A 19,496-nucleotide genomic window follows, 5' to 3' on the forward strand; every position below is an offset into this window, starting at 1 on the left:
CAATCGCCCACAAAAAAGGCCGTCTTCCTATGAAAACGGCCTTTGATAAGTAGCTAAAGACCGGTGAAAAATACTTAAGTTCCGCCCAAAAAACAGTAACTTATAGAAATGTGCTCAAGTCGTGTTATTCGTCGGATTTCTATTGTCACAACCATGACACAGCCTCAGGATCGCGCCGTCATCCCCTTGAGGTTCCTCTATGAAGTTCTCCTCGATTCTCTTGTTGTCCCTTGGCCTGGTCAGTGGCTTCGCGTCTGCTGGCGGCACCACCGAAGCAGGTGTGGGCGGCGCATTGGGCGGGGTTCTGGGCTCGGTCGTCGGTCAATCGCTAGGCGGCAGTACAGGTTCAACCATTGGCGCGGCCCTGGGCGGCGCGGGTGGTAGCGCAGTTGGCGCAGACAGACACAGCCGTGGCGAAGCCGCCATTGGCGGTGCGTTGGGCGCAGCTGGCGGTAACGTGGTCGGCCGCAGCATGGGCGGCACCACCGGTAGCCTGATCGGCTCCGCAGCAGGCGGCGGCCTCGGTGGCGCGCTGGGTAATCACATGGGCAACAGTAGCAATGACGACGATGATCGTCGTTCCTATCGTCGTGGTTATGACGATGATGATCGTCGCTACTACCGTGACGGCCATCCGGGTCGTGGCCATGCCTACGGCCATCGCAAGCATCACCATCGCTATCGCGACTGAGGCTTGAATCGCCTCGTTTGCCGGTAGATCCAAAAATCGCAGCCCTCGGGCTGCGATTTTTTTTGCCCTCAGATCGCCAGTCGCTCCAATGCCCCACGCAATCCGGCAGGAATCGCCACCGGCTGGTTCGACAGCCGATCGACGAATACATGCACGAAGCGCCCTGCCGCGCAGGCCTCATCTTCTCCAGCCTTGAACACCGCCAGCTCGTACTGCACCGAACTATTGCCCAACTTGCCGACCCGCAGGCCAATCTCGATCCGATCCGGGAAGGCGATAGACGCGAAGTAATCGCAGGCCGAACTCACCACAAAACCCACCACCTCACCGTCATGGATATCCAGACCGCCGACTTCGATCAGGTAGGTGTTCACCGCCGTATCGAAAAAACTGTAGTAGGTGACGTTGTTGACATGACCGTAGGCGTCATTGTCATGCCAGCGGGTGGTGATGGGCTGGAAATGGGGGTAGTCGGTGCGTTGGGGCATCGGGTTAGACATCAGCGTTTGTTCCTGGAGTTGGATCGTCAGTCTAAGGCGAAAATCGCGTCTTGCTCATTCGCGGGCTTGCTCGCGAAGGCCCCCTCACAGATGCCACATAAAATCACATCTCGGCAAACCCTCTGCCCTGCGCCGCCAACTCCCCAATCAACCGTGCCGGGGCCCAGTGATCCCCCTGTTTGGTCTCAAGCTGCAACAACCGCAGATGAATATCCGCCAACCCTTGCTGATCCGCCCAGGCCATCGGCCCGCCCTTGTCCGCCGGGAAACCATAACCGTTGAGATACACCAGATCGATGTCGTGCGCCGACGCCGCAATGCCCTCCTGAAGGATCTTCGCCCCTTCATTGACCAGTGCCAGCAAGCTGCGCTCAAGAATCTCCTCTGGCCCTATCTCACGCCGCTGAAACCCCAGCCCTTCGCTGACTTCCAGTACCAGCGCATCGACTTCCACATCGTGCTCAGCCTGACGACTGCCCGGTTCGTAATGGTAATACCCGTCGCCACTCTTCTGGCCGAAACGCCCGAGCTCGCACAAACGATTGTCCACCTGAACTTCCGGCGCATCCTGGCCTTTGCCAGCCAGCTCCCGCGCGCGCCACTCCAGGTCAATGCCGACCACGTCGTACATGCGGAACGGCCCCATGGCGAAACCAAAACCTTGCAGCGCCGCATCCACTTGATAAGGCAACGCACCCTCCAGCAGCATCTTGCGCGCTTCGAGTACGTACGGATGCAGCATGCGGTTGCCGATGAAACCGTGACAGTTACCCGAGATCACGCTGACCTTGCCCATGCGCTGGCCCAGTGCCAGGGCTGCATCAAGCACCGCCGGCTCTGTCTGGGCACCGCGTACGATCTCCAGCAACTTCATGATGTGCGCCGGACTGAAGAAGTGCAGGCCCAGGACCTGTTGCGGGCGGCGAGTGGCGGCGGCGATGGCGTCGATATCCAGCGCCGAGGTATTGCTGGCCAGTATCGCTTCAGGCTTGAGCAGGCCGTCGAGCTCGCGAAAGATTTTCTGCTTCAGTTCGAGGTTTTCGTAGACCGCCTCGATAACCAGATCAACATCGCGGATCGCCGCGTAATCGGCAACCGCCGTTACCCGTGCAATGCGCGCATCCGCCTCGGCCTGATCGAGCCGCCCCTGACGCACGTTGTGGGCGTAAGTGTCAGCCACGCTGGTCAGCGCCTGCTCAAGCATCTGCGGATTGTTATCGACCCACTGCACCGGCACCCCGGCGTTGGCCAGGCACATGACAATGCCCCGGCCCATGGTGCCCGCGCCAATCACGGCGGCGCGCTGAATATCGAACGATGTCTGGCTCATGGTTGTTGTTCTCTTATTGGCGATCCAAAGACAGCCCTCACCATAGTCAGCCTATGGGTGTTTTTGAAGTTTATTCCCGTGATGGGTGACATTCAGCGGATGGATGCGTCCCGATCCCGCAGGTTAGAGGTTCGCCTCAGCCCACGTCCGGACCTCGGCATACGGATACTCCTCCAACGCCGCAAACCCCGGAATCGACCGCGCCTTGAGCTTGGTAAACAACGGCACGCTGATCCCGCACAAAAACCGCGTCACGCGCTCCGCCGATGGAGCACTTCCCGTGTGCTGCTGGTGCCTGTGGATAAAATCACCGCACAGCGCCTCGAAATTTTTATCCACAAGCGCCGGCAATACCGGTGGTTCGGGTAACCGCGCTACGTGGCCGTGACACACCGAACAATGCCCGCATCGCCGTGGCGCGTTTTCGTCGCCGAAGTACTCGGCCAGGCGATAGCCCAGGCAGTGGTCGGTGGCGAACAGATCCAGCATGGCGTGAATCCGCGAAATCTCGGTGCGTTCGTGCTGGCTGAAGTAGGTGTGCAATTCGGCGCTCAAGGCCTGGGAATCGAAGTCGGCTTGCAGCAGGCTATAGACCTCCGTCATCTGCTTGCTTTCAAGCTCCACCCAGCCCTTTTCCTGGAAGTAATCCAGCGCCTTGACCACTCGACTGCGCTCGGCGGAATGCTGCTGATACAGTGCGTCGAAATTCACCGTGGCCCAGGTCCGTGCACGGCTGGAGGTCTGGATGATCGCCGAGACGAAGTCCCTGCGCTCACCCTCGAAACGGGCCAGCAACGCTTCCGGCTCCTGCAAATACTTGAAGCGGTATTCGGCGTAATAGGCATAGCGCGGAGCGATCAGCCCACGCAACTCCAGCTGTACCAGCAAGGTCTTGAGCGGTAACTGGCGGATGTTGCTCTGATCGGCCAAAGGCCCCAGCAGAAACTCCCACTGCCCCTCGGGCGCTGCGGCTTGCAACTCGTCAAGCACACAACGAATACCGTCCCGCTCCGGTGTGTCGCCGTAGACGAAATTCTCCAGCACGTTGAGGCTGTCGCGGTTGGCCAGCACCAGGCAATCGGACGGCTGCCCGTCACGCCCGGCGCGGCCGATTTCCTGGCTGTAGTTTTCGATGGATTTGGGCAGGTCGAAATGCACCACGTTGCGGATATCGCTTTTGTCGATGCCCATGCCGAAGGCAATGGTGGCGACGATGCAATTGGACTGCCCGCCCATGAACCGGCGCTGAATCGCTTCCCGTTGCTCGTGGGGTAAACCGGCGTGATAGGCCTCGGCCTGTATACCGTTGCGCCCCAGGTGTTCGGCGATGTGCTCAGCGGTTTTCTGCAGAGTGACGTAGACAATGCTGGGCTGGCCGGGACGCTGGCTCATCCACTCGACCAGGCGGCGGCGCTTGTCCTGGCCACGCACCGGTTCCACCAACAGATTGAGATTGGGCCGGTAGAAACCGGTGGTCACCACATCCTCAGGCGCAATGGCGAACCGGGCCTCCATGTCGGCGATCACCTTGGGTGTCGCGGTGGCCGTCAGCAGCAACGCCTGGGGGATGTTGAACTGGCGCTGATAGTCCGGGAGCTTGAGGTAGTCGGGGCGGAAGTTGTGGCCCCATTCCGAGATGCAGTGGGCCTCGTCCACCACCAGCAGCGAGATCGGCACCTGCTGCAAAAAATGGCGGAAGCGCTCGTTCTTCAGGCGCTCCACGGAAATCATCAGAATCTTCAATTCGCCGGACTTGGCCCGGGCCATCACATCGCTGGCGTCGTCGCGGCTCTGGGCCGAATCGATGCTGCCCGCCGCGATGCCGTGGCGTTGCAAGAACGCCAACTGATCCTGCATCAACGCCAGCAAAGGCGAGACCACCAGTGTCAGGTGCGGCAGCAGGATGGCCGGTAACTGATAGCACAGGGATTTGCCCGAGCCGGTAGGGAAAATCGCCGCCGCCGAGCGCCCGGCCAACACCGCGCTGACCGCCGCCTCCTGGCCGGGCCGAAACTGTGGATAACCGAAAACCTGTTCCAGGGTGTTGTGCATAAGCTGTCACTCCGTTGACCGCTGCGAAGCCCAAAGCCTAGCCGGCGAACGCAGCAAGTCGAGAAAAGGTCGGGGGCAAAAACGATACGGGATGATACAGCGTCGGCCCATCGATGCCTTCGCCACAGATTGAAACAAACGAGGCACTTTGCCCCCTGACATCAGTCCCCTGTCAGCCGGTAAGGTTCAGCTCGAGAAAAACCATTATCCGCGAAGTTTTCATCAAGGCAGGACGCCTGCACGCGGATCCTTACGAAGGAACAATCATGCCTGACACTCTGTTTTTCCCAATCGCCCTTGTCCTTGTATCCCTGCTGCTGAACGGGTGCATGAAGCTCCCTGACGACCCCCTCTATGCTGCGCCCACAACTCTGGACAACTCCTCACAGACTTAGTCATCGATCGACTGACGTCGGGTGGCTACGGCACCAATACCGCCACCCGCAACTGCTCATCCAGCGCCTGTTCATGAAACACCCGGCTCTTGCTCGCCCACGCCGCATAAGCCGGGCTTATTTCCCCCGTAAACGCCGCCGCCAGCTGACGCAAATCGGAGACCCTGCGCACACGAGGACAGAAGAGTTGGTCCTCGCAGTTCTGACTGGCACTGCGATAGGTGATCAGCAACCGATCCCACAACCCGTCACGCACTTGCCTGACCGACTTGAGCTTCACAGCCCGCACGCCCAGTCGCTGTTTCAGCCCCTGCTCATCCAGCGCTTCGCTGGCCAGCAATGCCTTGCCCACCATTAACACCTCGGCGCGAGAGGCGGTGTCGATGTCCGCTTGGGTGGTCAGCGCATCCGGCCAACCGGTTCGCTCCATGTTGGCCAGGATCAGCGAATGACCGACGTCAGCAGCACCCGCTATCCGAGAAACACCGGCCCACAACAATAAAATCGAGGCCACACGTAGCCACTGCATACCTAATTCCCTTTAAGAGTCGACTCAGACGCTTCGAAACGTCCTACACATTCTGGCGCGCACCCTCCAGAGGCTGGATGCGTTATGCCTGACAATCCCGTAGGAATATCGACCTTCAGGGGAAAAGCTTAAAAAATTGTCGAGGGCTGCGTAGGCAAAGGGCGATAACACCGGTAAACCCCCTACAAAACCTGTCCACTTGCACCACCTTGCGACGCCTCGCTGCGGCCCTCTATAGTTTTCGACGCGGCTGAAAACACTGTGTCGGCCCGCCGGAGCGACTTCGTACAGGACACGCCTCAACCATGAACACGTTCAACCCGTTGACCAACCGCTATCACCCACTCAAGACCAGCTACAGCGACACCCCGGTGTTGGTCATCGACACCGATGCCAATCCTCACGAGATCCTCGACGCCGCTCTGCAACGCATCCGTGCCGCCAGCGACCTGCTCGAAACGCTCTATTGCCTGTGTTTCAAACAGGCCGACGCGAAAGACATCCCCAATATCGTCAACGCGTTGTACCTGCTGACCCAGGACGGCAATGAACTACTCGAAATCGCCCGGCAACGCCTGCCGAAAACCACAGCGGTTTGAATGAAAATCTCGGTGGGAGCCAAACGCCTGACGGCAATCAAACGAGACAAATAGCAAAAGAGATAAGTCCGTAGGCAAGGGCCTATCGAAGCTTCATCCCGGTCCTACAAGCACAGACACCTTGTCGCCTATCGCCACCCGGCGGCTCACACCTATAGTCGAACTGTCGCTGCCGAATCAGCGACTCGGGCTTGGTCACCCGAATTAGATCTACGTACGCACCCGTTGTATGCTGCTGGCGCTTTGTGTCAGCACGCTTTATGGCGGCTGTGTTTGGGACGTCTTCGGGCGTGCCGGGTAAGCGTGTGATCTCACCGGTTGACCAACCCGAATACAGTCCGCCTCCCATCGCTTGGTCCCGATGGCAGCGGTTCTTTCTGATGCATTCGAGATTACACATTATGAATAATCCGTTCACACCCGATCGCTACCGCCCACTCCAAACCAACCTCACCGACTCCCCGCCCCTGATCATTGACACAGAGGCCAATCCCCAGGACATCCTCGAAGCCGCCCTCCAGCGCATCCGAGCCTCCAGCGACCTCCTCAAAACGCTGCACTGCGTTTGCTTCAAACACGGTGATGTCGAAGACATCCCCCACATCACTCACGCGCTCTTCTTGTTGACCCAAGATGGCTGCGACCTACTGAAAGTCGCCCAACAACGCATGATGGGCTGGAAAGCGTCAGCCTGACCACGCGCTAACAGGCAAGCCGCCCCCCGCGGGAGCTGGCTTGCCTGGGTAGAAACCGGAGACATCCTTTACGTTTTAACCGCTGCCATCGGGCTTGCGCCCTTCCCCACGAATCCGACGCCCAATAAGATCCTCCAAAGCCCAACCGGATGCCCCGTAATGATCCTCGCCCCCAACTTCCCCGACGACCACGCCATGCACCTGCTCATGCAGCTGCTGCACGAAGAACTCGGCCTGCCCGAACGCAAAGCCATCAGCCTCAACACCTCGATCAACTTCGACCTGGGTTGCGATGGCGCCGATGCGCGGCAGCTGATGGAAGCGCTGGAGGAACAGTTCGCCATCGATTTCGTCGACTATGACGCGTATCGCTATTTTCAACCGGAAGGGTTTGATGTGTTTCTCAAGCGTCGGGCAAAGGGTCGAGGCGACAAAGTCCCGCTGACGATTGCCATGCTCTACAAAGCAATCAAGAAGCAACGCTGGGACACGCAGGAAGTGGAAGAGGTCTAGTGGATCAGGACAATAGAAGTGGAATTATTCTGGCTGTTTAGCGGGTTTACTGCGGGAATATTGCCAGTTATGCCTCAAGGGAACTGAATCAGCGCCCATAAAAAAGCCGCCCCAAAGGGCGGCTTTCTCATTACATCAAACCAACTCTTACAACTTCGGCCCAGCAGCCTTGATCGCGTCGCTCACGTCGAACTTCTTGAAGTTCTCAACAAACAACCCGGCCAGTGCTTTAGCAGCCTCATCGTAAGCAGCCTTGTCAGCCCAGGTGTTACGTGGGTTCAACAGGCCAGTCTCAACGCCCGGTACAGCCAATGGCACGTCAAGGTTGATGGTGTCCAGGTGCTCAGTCTCGGCACCGATCAACGCGCCGCTCTGGATCGCTGCGATCACGCCGCGGGTGGTCGGGATGTTGAAGCGTTTGCCGACGCCGTAGCCGCCGCCGGTCCAGCCGGTGTTGACCAGGTAGACCTTGGAGCCGAAGCCGCGGATGCGTTTGATCAGCAGTTCTGYGTATTCGCCAGCCGGACGCGGGAAGAACGGTGCGCCGAAGCAGGTGGAGAAGGTCGACTTGATGCCGCTGCCGGAACCCATTTCGGTCGAGCCCACCAGAGCGGTGTAGCCGGACAGGAAGTGGTAGGCCGCTTGTTCTTCATTGAGGATCGACACTGGCGGCAGCACGCCGGTCAGGTCACAGGTCAGGAAGATCACTGCGTTTGGCTCGCCGCCCAGGTTCTTCTCGGAACGTTTGGCTACGTGCTCCAGCGGGTAGGCGGCGCGGCTGTTCTGGGTCAGGCTGACATCGGTGTAGTCGGCGTGCTTGGCGTCGTCGATAACAACGTTTTCCAGGACCGCGCCGTGCTTGATGGCTTTCCAGATGACCGGCTCGTTCTTCTCGGACAGGTCGATGCACTTGGCATAGCAACCGCCTTCGATGTTGAACACCACGCCCTCGCCCCAGCCGTGTTCGTCGTCACCGATCAGGTAACGGCTTTCGTCGGCGGACAAGGTGGTCTTGCCGGTGCCGGACAGACCGAAGAACAGGGTCACGTCGCCCGCTTCGCCGATGTTGGCGGCGCAGTGCATTGGCAACACGTCGGCGGCCGGCAGCAGGAAGTTCTGCACCGAGAACATGGCTTTCTTCATCTCACCGGCGTAGCGCATGCCGGCAAGCAGCACTTTCTTCTGGGCGAAGTTGATGATCACGCAGCCGTCGGAGTTGGTGCCGTCGCGCTCTGGCACGCACTCGAAGTTGGCGACGTTCAGAACTTGCCACTCTTCACGACCGGCCGGGTTGTACTGGGCCGGGTTGATGAACAGGCAACGACCGAACAGGTTCTGCCAGGCAGTCTGGGTAGTCATTTTCACGGCCAGGTAGTGCTCTTCAGCCGAACCTACGTGCACGTGGGAAACGAAATGCTCTTGCGCGTTGTTGAACGCCTCGACGCGAGCCCACAGGGCATCGAACTTGTCGGCCGGGAACTTGCGGTTGATCGGGCCCCAGGCAATGGCGTCCTGGGTGGTCGGCTCTTCAACGATGAAACGATCGACTGGCGAACGGCCGGTACGGTGACCGGTGCGAACAACCAGCGCGCCGGTATCGGCAAGCTCGCCTTCACCGCGACTCAGGGCTTGTTTAACCAGATCATCAACACTCAGATCGGTGTACACGGCGTTATTGGCTTGCGTCATGAGGTTCCCCGTCGGCCAGTGGCCGAGTGCTCCAAACGTTTTGTAGTAGAAAGTCGTGCACTACTACCGCGAAAAAAGTGGGCCGGATTATGCCAGAAAAGCCCAAAAAGTGTAGGGCCCTCCCGTCAGAACGGCGTTATTCCGGCGCAAAGCAGTGAATTTACCTGCGCTGAAGCGTTTTAGTGACGGGTATCTGACGGCGTATCAACCCCTGCTCCGGCGAATAATTGGGTGATATCGGCCGCGTCGAACAGGTAGCGTTCGTTGCAAAACTGGCAATCGACCTCGATGCTGCCGCCATGTTCGACGACCAGCCTCTGAGCATCTTCCAGACCCAGACTGACCAGCGCATTGCCCGAGCGTTCCCGAGAGCAACTGCAATGGAAGCGCAGTTTCTGCACATCGAACAGACGCACTTGTTCTTCGTGGTACAGGCGATGGAGCACGGTTTCGTTGTCCAGGCTCAGCAATTCGTCGGCGGTCAGGGTGCTGGCCAGGGCGGTGATGTGCTGCCAACTGGCGGCGCGATCTTCTTCATCTTTCAGACGGTCGGCAGGCAATTGCTGCAACAGCAGGCCACGGGCACGACGGCCGTCGGCGTACAGCTTGAAGCGGGTGCCAACCTGCTGCGACATGACGAAATAGTTGGTGAAGCAATCGGACAGGGTTTCACCGTCGAGATCGACGATACCCTGATAACGCTGGCCTTGAGTCGGGTCGACAGTCAGCGCCAACACGCCATTGGGCATCAGGTCGGCGAGCGTCGCATCGGGCGCGATCTGCTCGGCGTCGTAGCGGGCCAGGCCGCGAATTTCGCGCTCGCTGGAGCACTCGATCATCAGCATCGGCACCGGGCCTTCGGAACGGGCCTGAAGAATCAGCAAGCCATCGAACTTCAAGGTGCCTACCAGCAACGCTGCAGCCGCCATCAGCTCGCCCAGCAGTTGCGCGACCGGCTCCGGATAGGTGTGTTTGGCGAGGACTTCGGCATAGCTACGCTCCAATGCCACCAGTTCGCCGCGGGTGTCGCTGTCATCGAAGATGAAGCGTTGGGTGTAGTCGGTATCCGGTAGATCGGTCATAGGTCTGGGTATCTGAAGTGGTGACAAAAAAGGTTACAAAAAAATGAAACACGCCGTAGCAGCACTTTTGGGGGTGAGCTTAGCCATAGCGGCATTTTATGAACAATTCGGGGTTGTTCCAAGCAAGGTCAAACCTCGGTTTTCGACGAGCGGTGCTTTCACCTGCGAAATGCGCCGTTGGCGAATATCCCCCATATGGCTGCACAGGCAGGCGATTACAAGTCTGCGCCCGACAGCTGTCACTGCTCGTCGTTGCTGTTGCCGCGAAACTTGAACAAATCCCGGCGCTGTTTCTTGCTCGGTTTGCCGTCGGTGCTCACGCCCAACGCCCCGGCCTTGCGCATGGCCGCCGCCGCTTCGCGCTTGGCAATGCTGGCTTCGGTTTCGGCATACAGGGCCTGAGCTTCCGGCGCGCCACGGCGCACGATCGACAACGCCTGGACCACCACCGTGCGCTCCTCGAAGCCGGTGCGAATCTGAAACTCGTCGCCGATCCTCGGCTCCTTGCCTGGCTTGCAGCGCTCACCCCGGCAATGCACCTTGCCGCTTTCAATCGCGGCCTTGGCCAAGGCACGTGTTTTATAAAAACGCGCGGCCCACAACCATTTATCGAGACGGACCTTGTCGTCCTCTTCGCTTTTTTGTGCCATTGGATGACCTCATTCTGAAATATCGATGAACTGTACTACCGTTTCTGTCGTGCCATGAATCACAACGCTGTGGATTAGAATGCAGGCATTCCCCCCTGTTTGAGGGATGAAAATCCGGGCCGTAGATATCTGTCGCCTTTTACCCATTATTCTGCGTGAATACCGCGAATTCGGCCGCACATGGCCTGAGCGGTTTTTGCCGGTTGAGCACTTTTGAAGACATTTGACCATTTGACCGTTGTCGGTCTGCGCGAGTGGGTGGCGCTCCCGGATTTGGGAGTCGCGGGCCTTCGGGCAAAAATCGACACCGGCGCCAGTACCTCCAGCCTGCATGCCACCGACATCGAGCCGTTCGAGCGCGACGGCGAACAGTGGGTGCGCTTCACCGCACACCTGGGCACGGTGGTGCAATTGCGTCACCGGCGCTGCGAAGCACCGCTGGTGACGATGAAAACCATTAAAAGCTCCAACGGCCACGCGCAGATGCGCTATGTGGTCAGTACCACCCTGGCCCTCGGTGATCGGGTCTGGCGGGTCGAGTTCACCCTCGCCTGCCGCAAGTCCATGCGTTATCGCCTGTTACTCGGTTCCAAAGCCTTGATCGACGGCCAGTTGGTGGTCAATCCGGGCATCAAATATGTACAAGACAAGCCGGTGTTCCCGGTATCTACCCTCTCCACAGGTGTTGCATGAAGATCGCTGTGCTGTCGCGGAACCCGCGTCTGTATTCCACCCGTCGTCTGGTCGAAGCCGGTGTAGAGCGTGGCCATGAAATGGTGGTGATCGACACCCTGCGCGCCTACATGAACATTGCCAGCCACAAGCCGCAAATCCACTACCGTGGCAAACCGCTGGAGGGTTTCGATGCGGTGATCCCGCGGATCGGCGCATCGGTCACGTTTTATGGCTGTGCAGTGCTGCGCCAGTTCGAAATGATGGGGGTGTTTCCGCTCAACGAATCGGTGGCCATCGCCCGTTCCCGAGACAAACTGCGTTCCCTGCAATTGCTGTCGCGCCGGGGGATCGGTTTGCCGGTCACCGGTTTTGCGCACTCCCCGGATGACATTCCCGACTTGATCGAGATGGTCAACGGCGCACCACTGGTGATCAAGGTGCTGGAAGGCACCCAGGGCATCGGCGTGGTGCTGTGTGAAACGGCGACGGCGGCGGAGTCGGTGATCGAGGCCTTCATGGGCCTGAAGCAGAACATCATGGTTCAGGAGTACATCAAGGAAGCCGGCGGCGCGGACATTCGCTGTTTCGTGGTCGGTGACAAGGTGATCGCGGCGATGAAGCGCCAGGCCAAGCCGGGGGAGTTTCGCTCCAACCTGCATCGCGGCGGTAGCGCGAGCCTGATCAAGATCACCCCGGAAGAACGCATGACCGCGTTGCGTGCAGCGAAGGTCATGGGTTTGGCAGTGGCGGGTGTGGATATCCTGCGTTCCAATCACGGCCCGTTGGTGATGGAAGTGAACTCGTCGCCGGGTCTGGAAGGGATTGAAACCACCACGGGGAAGAACGTGGCGGGGATCATCATTGAGCATCTGGAGAAGAATGGCGGGCCGAACATGACGCGGACCAAAGGTAAGGGTTGAGGCTGYGATCTTTTCAGCCGCTAAACCGCATCCCGCGGCAACATCAACCCAAGCGGCAACCGAACCCGTGCTTCCAGCCCACCACCGGAGCGGTTGCGCAGCTCGACATTCCCGCCATGCATTGAGGCGATCCGTTTCACGATCGCCAGCCCCAACCCAGTCCCCTTCCCGCCCCGGGCCCGATCACCGCGGGTGAACGGGTTGAAAATCGCCTCCAGCTCCGACGGATCAATCCCCGCGCCACGGTCCATGACACTCAGCACCACATATGGCGCGCTGGTATCCCCGGACACATAAGCCGCCACTTCCACTCCACTGCCAGCGTGATGCAGCGCATTGCCGATCAGGTTGTTCAGCAGCCGCTTCATCGACACCCGACGCAACGGGAACGGCTGGATCGGCTCCAGGCGCAAGTGCACTTTTTCTTCGTTCTGGTTGTACGGCGCGGCGACTTCGCGAACCAGATCGCTCAGGTCAACTTCTTCCACCAACTCGTCACGACCGTCGCGAATGAAGGCCAGGAACTGGTCAAGAATCGCGTCCATGTCTTCGATGTCGCGAATCATGTCGTCCGTCAGGTCGCTATGATCGCCCATCAGCTCCAGGGACAGCCGCAAACGGGTCAGCGGTGTGCGCAGGTCGTGAGACACCCCGGCCAGCATCAGCTCGCGCTCGCGTCCCGCCTGTTCGACGTCTTCGGCCATCTGATTGAAGGCGCGATAGACCTCGGTCATTTCACTCGGCGTGTCGCTGATCGGCAGACGCACGCTGCGGCCCTGACCGAGTTGCCGCGCAGCATAGACCAGACGTTTCAACGGTTGATTGAGCTGGCTGACGAAAATCCACGCCGAAGCGGTCGACAACAAACCGATGGCGAGGAACCAGCCGAGCACGTTCCAGATTTTCTGGCCGCGCAACGGATGCGGGTACAGCGGCACTTTCAGCCAGCCATCGCCCAGGCTGGGCGCCCGGACCCACAGCGCCGGTGGAGAGTGCATGCGTAATCGTACTTCGGTGTCGGCACCCAGTTCGGCCTGCATCTGTCGCTGGTAGATCTCGCTGTACGGCCAGTGCTGCTCGCCTTCCGGCACACCGGCGCCCACCACCCGGATCAAGGTCGCGGCATCGGCAATCTTCGCGCGATTTTCTTCATCGGCGGCCCAATAGGCGCGCAGCGTCAGGGCGACGCCGTGGCTGTATTGGCGATCCACCAGCACGTCTTCGTTCATCAACAGATAAACCAGGGTCAGCGCCTTGGAGAACAGGACGACGATCAGCACCAGCCACAGGGTGCGGGAGAAGAAGCTCTGGGGGAACCAAACAGGGGTTTTCATGGGTAACCGCTACACACTTGCAGGAGCGAGCGATGCTCGCATATTGCGGATCGCGAGTCTGCGGGAGAGGTCATCCGACCCGTCACCCGCAAGACCCGCTCCTACAAATCACCGATCACTTCGTGGCGGCGCCATCCGGAACGAACACGTAGCCCACGCCCCAGACGGTCTGGATATAGCGCGGTTTGGACGGATCGGGCTCGATCATCCGGCGCAGACGGGATATCTGCACGTCGATGGAACGCTCCAGGGCATCCCACTCGCGGCCACGGGCCAGGTTCATCAGCTTGTCGCGGGTCAGCGGTTGACGGGCGTTCATGACCAGGGCCTTGAGCACCGCGAACTCACCGGTGGTGAGCATGTGCACTTTATCGCCGCGTTTGAGTTCGCGGGTGGCCAGGGACAGCTCGTAGTCACCGAAGGTCACGCTTTCGTCTTCGCTGCCCGGCGCACCCGGCACCGGTGCGGCCTGACGCCGCAGCACCGCTTTGACCCGGGCCATCAGCTCGTCCGGGTTGAACGGCTTGGCCAGGTAATCGTCGGCGCCCAGTTCCAGGCCCTTGATGCGGCTCAGCTCGTCGCCCTTGGCGGTGAGCATGATGATTGGAATCTGATTGTTCGCCGTGCGCAGGCGGCGGCAGGCGGTCAGGCCATCTTCGCCGGGCAGCATCAGGTCGAGGACGACCAGATTGAACACTTCACGCGCCAGCAGGCGGTCCATTTGTTCGGTGTTCGGGACGGCGCGGGCACGGTAGCCCTTGCTGACGAAAAAGCGTTCCAGCAGGCTGCTCAGCCCTGGATCGTCGTCAACGATAAGAATTTTTTCGCCTTCAGCAGTTTGTGCAGTGCTGCTCATTGGATGCTCCTTTGATCTCGGCGCGCATTATGGCGTAGCTGCCGTTATACGCACCGAGTGCATTGTTAGCAGATTTTTCCTTCACCGCCAGAAAACCAGTCTTTTCGCCTACAGCCTGCAATGCCCCCGAATGACAGAACGCTGGTTATAATGCGCGGCCTTTTGTGTCAGGCAACGTCTGATCGTTATTGCCGTTAGCCACTTTTTATTTTCATGGCGATGGCAGTAATTGTTCGATTTCACGGGTCAACGGCATGCCTGTTGATCCAGGTAGCGGCGCTCGCCAGGCCGCTCAACCAGACTCGCGAAGGCCCTATCTCCGCGCCTGCGAGCCTGCTTTCACAATTTGTCAGGTGGTTTTATGGACAGCATCAACAGCCGCATCGCCGAGGAACTGGGCGTGCGCCCTCAACAGGTCGAAGCGGCCGTCGCGCTACTCGATGAAGGCTCCACGGTGCCCTTCATCGCCCGCTACCGGAAAGAAGTGACCGGCAGCCTCGATGACACGCAACTGCGTCATCTGGAAGAGCGTCTGCGCTACCTGCGAGAACTCGACGAACGGCGTATCAGCATCCTCGCCAGCATCGAGGAGCAAGGCAAGCTGACCCCTGCACTTGAGCGCGACATCAAGCTCGCCGACACCAAGACCCGTCTCGAAGACTTGTACCTGCCATACAAGCAGAAGCGCCGCACCAAGGGCCAGATCGCCCTGGAAGCCGGCCTCGGCGAGCTGGCCGACGGCCTGTTCAACGATCCGACCCTGAACCCGGAAACCGAAGCGGCGCGCTTCATCGACGCCGAAAAAGGCGTGGCCGATGCGAAGGCCGCCCTCGAAGGCGCCAAGTACATCCTCATGGAGCGCTTCGCCGAAGACGCGGGCCTGCTGGACAAGCTGCGCAATTACCTCAAGCAAGAAGCCACCCTCAGTGCCCGCGTGATCGCCGGCAAGGAAGAGGAAGGCGCCAAGTTCCGCGACTACTTCGAACACGACGAACCGCTGAAAAGCATGCCGTCCCACCGCGCACTGGCGATTTTCCGTGGCCGCAACGAAGGTATTCTCAGCTCCGCGCTGAAAGTCGGTGACGAGCTGCCCGGCACCATGCACCCGTGCGAAGGCATGATCGGCCAGCAATTCGGCATCCAGAACCAGAACCGCGCCGCCGACAAATGGCTGGGCGAAGTGGTGCGCTGGACCTGGAAGGTCAAGCTCTACACCCACCTGGAAACCGACCTGCTGGGCGAGCTGCGCGATGGCGCGGAAACCGAAGCGATCAACGTGTTCGCCCACAACCTGCACGACCTGCTGCTGGCCGCGCCGGCCGGCCCGCGTGCCACCCTGGGCCTCGACCCGGGCCTGCGCACCGGCTGCAAGGTCGCCGTGGTCGACGCCACCGGCAAGCTGCTGGACCACGCCACGGTTTACCCGCACGTGCCGCACAACAAGTGGGACCAGACCCTCGCCGTGCTCGCCGCCCTGTGCGCCAAGCATTCGGTGGACCTGATCGCCATCGGCAACGGTACCGCCAGCCGCGAAACCGACAAACTGGCGGCTGAATTGATCAAAAAATACCCAGCCATGAAGATGACCAAAGTCATGGTCTCCGAGGCTGGCGCATCGGTTTACTCGGCCTCGGAACTGGCTTCCAAGGAATTCCCGGACCTGGACGTATCGATCCGTGGCGCGGTGTCCATCGCTCGTCGCTTGCAGGACCCGCTGGCCGAGCTGGTGAAAATCGATCCGAAATCCATCGGCGTTGGCCAATACCAGCACGACGTGTCGCAGCTGAAACTGGCGCGCGGCCTGGACGCAGTGGTCGAAGACTGCGTGAACGCCGTGGGCGTGGACGTCAATACCGCCTCCGTGGCGCTGCTGGCGCGCATCTCCGGCCTCAACGCGACCCTGGCGCAGAACATCGTTGCCCACCGCGACGAGCACGGTGCGTTCAAAACCCGTGCGGCATTGAAGAAAGTCGCCCGCCTGGGTGAAAAAACCTTCGAACAGGCCGCCGGCTTCCTGCGCGTAATGAATGGCGACAACCCGCTGGATTCGTCGGCGGTTCACCCGGAAGCCTATCCGCTGGTGCAGCGCATTGCCGCTGAAACCGACCGCGACATTCGCTCTCTGATCGGCGACGCCGCGTTCCTCAAGCGTCTGGATCCGAAGAAGTACACCGACGAAACGTTCGGCCTGCCGACGGTCACCGACATCCTGCAAGAGCTGGAAAAACCTGGCCGCGACCCGCGTCCCGAGTTCAAGACCGCCGAGTTCCAGGACGGCGTCGAAGACCTCAAGGACCTGCAACTGGGCATGATCCTCGAAGGCGTGGTCACCAACGTGACCAACTTCGGTGCCTTCGTCGACATCGGCGTGCATCAGGACGGTCTGGTGCACATTTCCGCGCTGTCGGAGAAGTTCATCAAGGATCCACGCGAAGCGGTGAAGGCCGGTGATGTGGTCAAGGTGAAGGTCATGGAAGTCGATATCCCGCGCAAACGCGTCGGCCTGTCGATGCGCATGAGCGATACCCCGGGCGAGAAGATCGACGGTGCCCGTGGTGCACGTCCGGGGTCGGCTCCGCGCCAGTCCCAGAACACCGCGCCGCGCAAGGAAACCCCGACAGCGGCTCCGACCAACAACGCCATGGCGTCGCTGTTTGCCAACGCCAAGCAGTTGAAGAAACGTTGATGGAGATCCCGGCTGGCTTGACCGAAAGCGCATTTTTCAAGCTGCTGGGGTGTCGCTTGCACAGCCTGGACACCGGGGTGGCGCAAGTCGCCCTGGCGCTGGAACCAGAACTGCGCAATCGCGGCGGCAAGCTGCACGGCGGGGCCTTGTTCAGTCTGGTGGACATTGCCATGGGGCTGGCCTGCTCCAGCACCCACGGTTTTGACCAACAAAGCGCGACCATCGAGTGCAAGATCAACTACATCCGCGCAGTGGCCGACGGTGAAGTGATGTGCACGGCCAGGGTGATCCACCCGGGCCGTCGCACGCTTGTCGTCGAGGCCGATGTGATGCAAGGCGACAAACTGGTCGCAAAAGCACAAGGCACGTTCGCTGTCCTGTAGCCCCCAATCATCAATTTGAGTTAATTTCGGCGCTGTGACTACAGCGTCGGAGTTTCTGTGGGAGTTTCCTTCGCTCGTGTCTGCCAGATTCAAGGATTGAAGTTGGCCTTTCAATACGGGCCTATATGGCTCAAGAACCAGGCGAAAACGCCAGTTTCAACTTCACCCTTGTAGACCGTCTTGCCCACCCCCATATTGGGGCGACTGACGCGTGAAGGAATCCAACTTGAGCGAACTTCTCAACCGCCGCCTGGCTCTGCTCGGCGAGCGCGCTAACCTCTCTCTGCTCGAACAGTGCCTTCACGGCATCGAACGTGAATGCCTGCGCGTGACAGGCGAAGGGCGCCTGGCGCAAACGCCGCACCCCGAAGCATTGGGTTCCGCGCTGACCAACGAACAAATCACCACTGACTACTCCGAGTCGCTGCTGGAGTTCATCACGCCGGCCCTGCCAGACCCGGCGGATACGCTGGCGAGCCTGGACAAGATTCACCGGTTTGCCTACAGCAAACTCGGCGACGAGTACCTGTGGAGTCCATCGATGCCGTGCCCGTTGCCGGCCGAGGAAGACATCCCGATCGCCTATTACGGCACCTCCAACATCGGTCAGCTCAAGTACGTCTATCGCAAGGGCCTGGCCCTGCGTTACGGCAAGACGATGCAGTGCATCGCCGGGATTCACTACAACTTTTCCCTGCCGGAAAAGCTCTGGCCGCTGCTTAAAGAGGCCGAAGGCTTTGTCGGCACCGACCGCGACTATCAGTCGTCGGCCTACATCGCGCTGATTCGCAACTTCCGTCGCTACAGCTGGCTGTTGATGTACCTGTTCGGCGCGTCCCCTGCGCTGGACGCCGGTTTCCTGCGCGGTCGCTCGCATCAGCTGGAACAGCTGGACCCGGACACTTTGTACCTGCCGTACGCCACCAGCCTGCGCATGAGCGATCTGGGTTACCAGAGCAATGCCCAGGCCGGCCTGACGCCGTGCTACAACGACCTGACCAGCTACACCGATAGCCTGCGCAAGGCGGTGGCTACGCCGTATCCAGCGTACGTCGAGGTGGGTACGCACAAGGACGGTGAATGGGTTCAGCTCAACACCAACATCCTGCAGATCGAAAACGAGTACTACTCCAACATCCGCCCCAAGCGCGTGACCTACACCGGCGAACGGCCGATTCAGGCGCTGGTGGCCCGTGGCATCCAGTACGTCGAAGTCCGCTGCCTGGACATCAACCCGTTCCTGCCGATGGGCATCGACCTCACCGAATCACGGTTCCTCGACGCATTCCTGCTGTACTGCGCGCTGAACGACAGCCCGCTGCTGACCAGTACCAGTTGCGGTAACGCAACCTCGAACTTCCTCAGCGTGGTCAAGGAAGGTCGTCGTCCGGGCCTGCAGCTGCAACGCGACGGGCAAGCGGTGGACATGAAGGAATGGGCCGGCGAATTGCTGGAGAAGATTGCGCCACTGGCGGCGCTGCTGGATCAAAGCCATGGCGGCGATGCCCACAGCAAGGCGCTGGACGCCCAAATGGCCAAGGTCCAGGACTCGTCCCTGACGCCATCGGCCCAGGTGCTGGCAGCGATGGCCGAGCACAAGGAAAGCTTCGCCCAGTTCTCCTTGCGCCAAAGCCAGGTGCATGCAGAGTTTTTCCGCAGCGAGCCGCTTTCAGGCGAAGAACAGGCCAGGTTTGAAGAGCTGGCGCGTTCGTCGCTGGCTCAGCAGGTTGAGCTTGAACGGAACGAAGTCGGCGATTTCGATGTGTTTGTCGGATCGTATCAGGCCAGTATTTTGGCGATCAGTAACTAAACAGCGCCTGTTAAAAGATCGTCCGAACGCGGCCCGAGCCTTCGGCAGCTCCTATGGGAGGGTGTCGAGGCTGCGATTTTTTTTGCCCGCATCACGCAATTTCGGAT

General features: G+C 60.0%; 18 protein-coding genes. 9 read left to right on the forward strand and 9 right to left on the reverse strand.

The window, feature by feature from the left end:
- The first annotated feature begins 199 nt into the window (after positions 1-199).
- Positions 200-691 (forward strand): glycine zipper domain-containing protein, encoded by a 492-nt coding sequence (locus AC1D2Q_RS24740; protein ID WP_019581756.1) that lies wholly within the window; start codon positions 200-202, stop codon positions 689-691.
- A gap of 68 nt (positions 692-759) precedes the next feature.
- Here AC1D2Q_RS24740 and AC1D2Q_RS24745 read toward each other — a convergent pair whose 3' ends face one another.
- The 4 genes from AC1D2Q_RS24745 to AC1D2Q_RS24760 all read right to left on the reverse strand — a co-directional run bounded on the left by AC1D2Q_RS24745 (position 760) and on the right by AC1D2Q_RS24760 (position 5,497).
- On the reverse strand, positions 760-1,191 hold the full coding sequence (locus AC1D2Q_RS24745) for an acyl-CoA thioesterase (RefSeq protein ID WP_019581755.1): 432 nt from the start codon (positions 1,189-1,191) through the stop codon (positions 760-762).
- A gap of 103 nt (positions 1,192-1,294) precedes the next feature.
- Positions 1,295-2,521 carry a 3-hydroxyacyl-CoA dehydrogenase gene (locus AC1D2Q_RS24750; RefSeq protein WP_477814864.1) on the reverse strand — a complete coding sequence of 409 codons (1,227 nt, stop codon included), beginning with the start codon at positions 2,519-2,521 and terminating at the stop codon, positions 1,295-1,297.
- 123 nt (positions 2,522-2,644) lie between these two features.
- Complete coding sequence (locus AC1D2Q_RS24755; protein WP_477814865.1) at positions 2,645-4,573, reverse strand: RecQ family ATP-dependent DNA helicase; 1,929 nt, start codon at positions 4,571-4,573, stop codon at positions 2,645-2,647.
- Between the two features lie 420 nt (positions 4,574-4,993).
- On the reverse strand, positions 4,994-5,497 hold the full coding sequence (locus tag AC1D2Q_RS24760) for a polysaccharide deacetylase (RefSeq protein WP_477814866.1): 504 nt from the start codon (positions 5,495-5,497) through the stop codon (positions 4,994-4,996).
- A 305-nt stretch (positions 5,498-5,802) separates the two neighbouring features.
- Here AC1D2Q_RS24760 and AC1D2Q_RS24765 point away from each other — a divergent pair, with 305 nt between their 5' ends.
- The 3 genes from AC1D2Q_RS24765 to AC1D2Q_RS24775 all read left to right on the forward strand — a co-directional run bounded on the left by AC1D2Q_RS24765 (position 5,803) and on the right by AC1D2Q_RS24775 (position 7,304).
- Positions 5,803-6,096 carry a hypothetical protein gene (locus AC1D2Q_RS24765; RefSeq protein WP_477814867.1) on the forward strand — a complete coding sequence of 98 codons (294 nt, stop codon included), beginning with the start codon at positions 5,803-5,805 and terminating at the stop codon, positions 6,094-6,096.
- 401 nt (positions 6,097-6,497) lie between these two features.
- The gene (locus tag AC1D2Q_RS24770) at positions 6,498-6,791 is read left to right on the forward strand and encodes a hypothetical protein (RefSeq protein ID WP_477814868.1); all 294 of its coding nucleotides are present in this window, start codon (positions 6,498-6,500) and stop codon (positions 6,789-6,791) included.
- 159 nt (positions 6,792-6,950) lie between these two features.
- Entirely contained in the window at positions 6,951-7,304 is a 354-nt protein-coding gene (locus AC1D2Q_RS24775; RefSeq protein WP_477814869.1) for a DUF1493 family protein, read from the forward strand.
- A 147-nt stretch (positions 7,305-7,451) separates the two neighbouring features.
- Here the strand turns inward: AC1D2Q_RS24775 and AC1D2Q_RS24780 are convergent, their stop codons facing one another.
- From AC1D2Q_RS24780 to AC1D2Q_RS24790, 3 genes are all read right to left on the reverse strand, one after another.
- Positions 7,452-8,993 carry a phosphoenolpyruvate carboxykinase gene (locus AC1D2Q_RS24780; RefSeq protein ID WP_477814870.1) on the reverse strand — a complete coding sequence of 514 codons (1,542 nt, stop codon included), beginning with the start codon at positions 8,991-8,993 and terminating at the stop codon, positions 7,452-7,454.
- 179 nt (positions 8,994-9,172) lie between these two features.
- Complete coding sequence (gene hslO, locus AC1D2Q_RS24785; protein ID WP_477744107.1) at positions 9,173-10,075, reverse strand: Hsp33 family molecular chaperone HslO; 903 nt, start codon at positions 10,073-10,075, stop codon at positions 9,173-9,175.
- A 239-nt stretch (positions 10,076-10,314) separates the two neighbouring features.
- Positions 10,315-10,725 carry an RNA-binding S4 domain-containing protein gene (locus AC1D2Q_RS24790; protein ID WP_477814871.1) on the reverse strand — a complete coding sequence of 137 codons (411 nt, stop codon included), beginning with the start codon at positions 10,723-10,725 and terminating at the stop codon, positions 10,315-10,317.
- A 213-nt stretch (positions 10,726-10,938) separates the two neighbouring features.
- Here AC1D2Q_RS24790 and rimB point away from each other — a divergent pair, with 213 nt between their 5' ends.
- Both rimB and rimK read left to right on the forward strand, forming a co-directional pair.
- Positions 10,939-11,418, forward strand: a complete 480-nt coding sequence (gene rimB, locus AC1D2Q_RS24795) for a retropepsin-like aspartic endopeptidase RimB (RefSeq protein WP_018929317.1) — start codon at positions 10,939-10,941, stop codon at positions 11,416-11,418.
- Positions 11,415-12,320 carry a 30S ribosomal protein S6--L-glutamate ligase gene (gene rimK / locus AC1D2Q_RS24800; RefSeq protein WP_018929318.1) on the forward strand — a complete coding sequence of 302 codons (906 nt, stop codon included), beginning with the start codon at positions 11,415-11,417 and terminating at the stop codon, positions 12,318-12,320. Before rimB ends, rimK begins: the two co-directional genes overlap by 4 nt.
- 20 nt (positions 12,321-12,340) lie before the next feature.
- Here the strand turns inward: rimK and AC1D2Q_RS24805 are convergent, their stop codons facing one another.
- On the reverse strand, positions 12,341-13,654 hold the full coding sequence (locus tag AC1D2Q_RS24805; protein ID WP_007939543.1) for an ATP-binding protein: 1,314 nt from the start codon (positions 13,652-13,654) through the stop codon (positions 12,341-12,343).
- Between the two features lie 115 nt (positions 13,655-13,769).
- Positions 13,770-14,510 (reverse strand): osmolarity response regulator transcription factor OmpR, encoded by a 741-nt coding sequence (gene ompR, locus AC1D2Q_RS24810; protein ID WP_007939544.1) that lies wholly within the window; start codon positions 14,508-14,510, stop codon positions 13,770-13,772.
- 361 nt (positions 14,511-14,871) lie between these two features.
- On the opposite strand from ompR, the gene AC1D2Q_RS24815 reads away from it, so the two are divergent.
- The 3 genes from AC1D2Q_RS24815 (at position 14,872) to gshA (ending at position 19,389) form a co-directional block, all read left to right on the forward strand.
- Positions 14,872-17,196, forward strand: a complete 2,325-nt coding sequence (locus AC1D2Q_RS24815; protein ID WP_477814872.1) for a Tex family protein — start codon at positions 14,872-14,874, stop codon at positions 17,194-17,196.
- A complete protein-coding gene (locus AC1D2Q_RS24820; RefSeq protein ID WP_477814873.1) occupies positions 17,196-17,579 on the forward strand; it encodes a PaaI family thioesterase in 384 nt (127 codons plus the stop codon). Before AC1D2Q_RS24815 ends, AC1D2Q_RS24820 begins: the two co-directional genes overlap by 1 nt.
- Before the next feature lie 226 nt (positions 17,580-17,805).
- Positions 17,806-19,389: a glutamate--cysteine ligase gene (gene gshA / locus AC1D2Q_RS24825; protein WP_477814874.1), complete on the forward strand. Its 1,584-nt coding sequence runs from the start codon at positions 17,806-17,808 to the stop codon at positions 19,387-19,389.
- Positions 19,390-19,496: the final 107 nt, after the last annotated feature.

It is taken from the genome of Pseudomonas sp. P1_A1 (assembly GCF_056406935.1).

Excerpts from the sequence above, each read along its gene's own strand:
- AC1D2Q_RS24740 (WP_019581756.1), top strand. The coding sequence starts at position 200 with ATGAAGTTCTCCTCGATTCTCTTGTTGTCCCTTGGCCTGGTCAGTGGC.
- AC1D2Q_RS24745 (WP_019581755.1), bottom strand. The coding sequence starts at position 1,191 with ATGTCTAACCCGATGCCCCAACGCACCGACTACCCCCATTTCCAGCCC.
- AC1D2Q_RS24750 (WP_477814864.1), bottom strand. The coding sequence starts at position 2,521 with ATGAGCCAGACATCGTTCGATATTCAGCGCGCCGCCGTGATTGGCGCG.
- AC1D2Q_RS24755 (WP_477814865.1), bottom strand. The coding sequence starts at position 4,573 with ATGCACAACACCCTGGAACAGGTTTTCGGTTATCCACAGTTTCGGCCC.
- AC1D2Q_RS24760 (WP_477814866.1), bottom strand. The coding sequence starts at position 5,497 with ATGCAGTGGCTACGTGTGGCCTCGATTTTATTGTTGTGGGCCGGTGTT.
- AC1D2Q_RS24765 (WP_477814867.1), top strand. The coding sequence starts at position 5,803 with ATGAACACGTTCAACCCGTTGACCAACCGCTATCACCCACTCAAGACC.
- AC1D2Q_RS24770 (WP_477814868.1), top strand. The coding sequence starts at position 6,498 with ATGAATAATCCGTTCACACCCGATCGCTACCGCCCACTCCAAACCAAC.
- AC1D2Q_RS24775 (WP_477814869.1), top strand. The coding sequence starts at position 6,951 with ATGATCCTCGCCCCCAACTTCCCCGACGACCACGCCATGCACCTGCTC.
- hslO (WP_477744107.1), bottom strand. The coding sequence starts at position 10,075 with ATGACCGATCTACCGGATACCGACTACACCCAACGCTTCATCTTCGAT.
- AC1D2Q_RS24790 (WP_477814871.1), bottom strand. The coding sequence starts at position 10,725 with ATGGCACAAAAAAGCGAAGAGGACGACAAGGTCCGTCTCGATAAATGG.
- rimK (WP_018929318.1), top strand. The coding sequence starts at position 11,415 with ATGAAGATCGCTGTGCTGTCGCGGAACCCGCGTCTGTATTCCACCCGT.
- AC1D2Q_RS24805 (WP_007939543.1), bottom strand. The coding sequence starts at position 13,654 with ATGAAAACCCCTGTTTGGTTCCCCCAGAGCTTCTTCTCCCGCACCCTG.
- ompR (WP_007939544.1), bottom strand. The coding sequence starts at position 14,510 with ATGAGCAGCACTGCACAAACTGCTGAAGGCGAAAAAATTCTTATCGTT.
- AC1D2Q_RS24815 (WP_477814872.1), top strand. The coding sequence starts at position 14,872 with ATGGACAGCATCAACAGCCGCATCGCCGAGGAACTGGGCGTGCGCCCT.
- AC1D2Q_RS24820 (WP_477814873.1), top strand. The coding sequence starts at position 17,196 with ATGGAGATCCCGGCTGGCTTGACCGAAAGCGCATTTTTCAAGCTGCTG.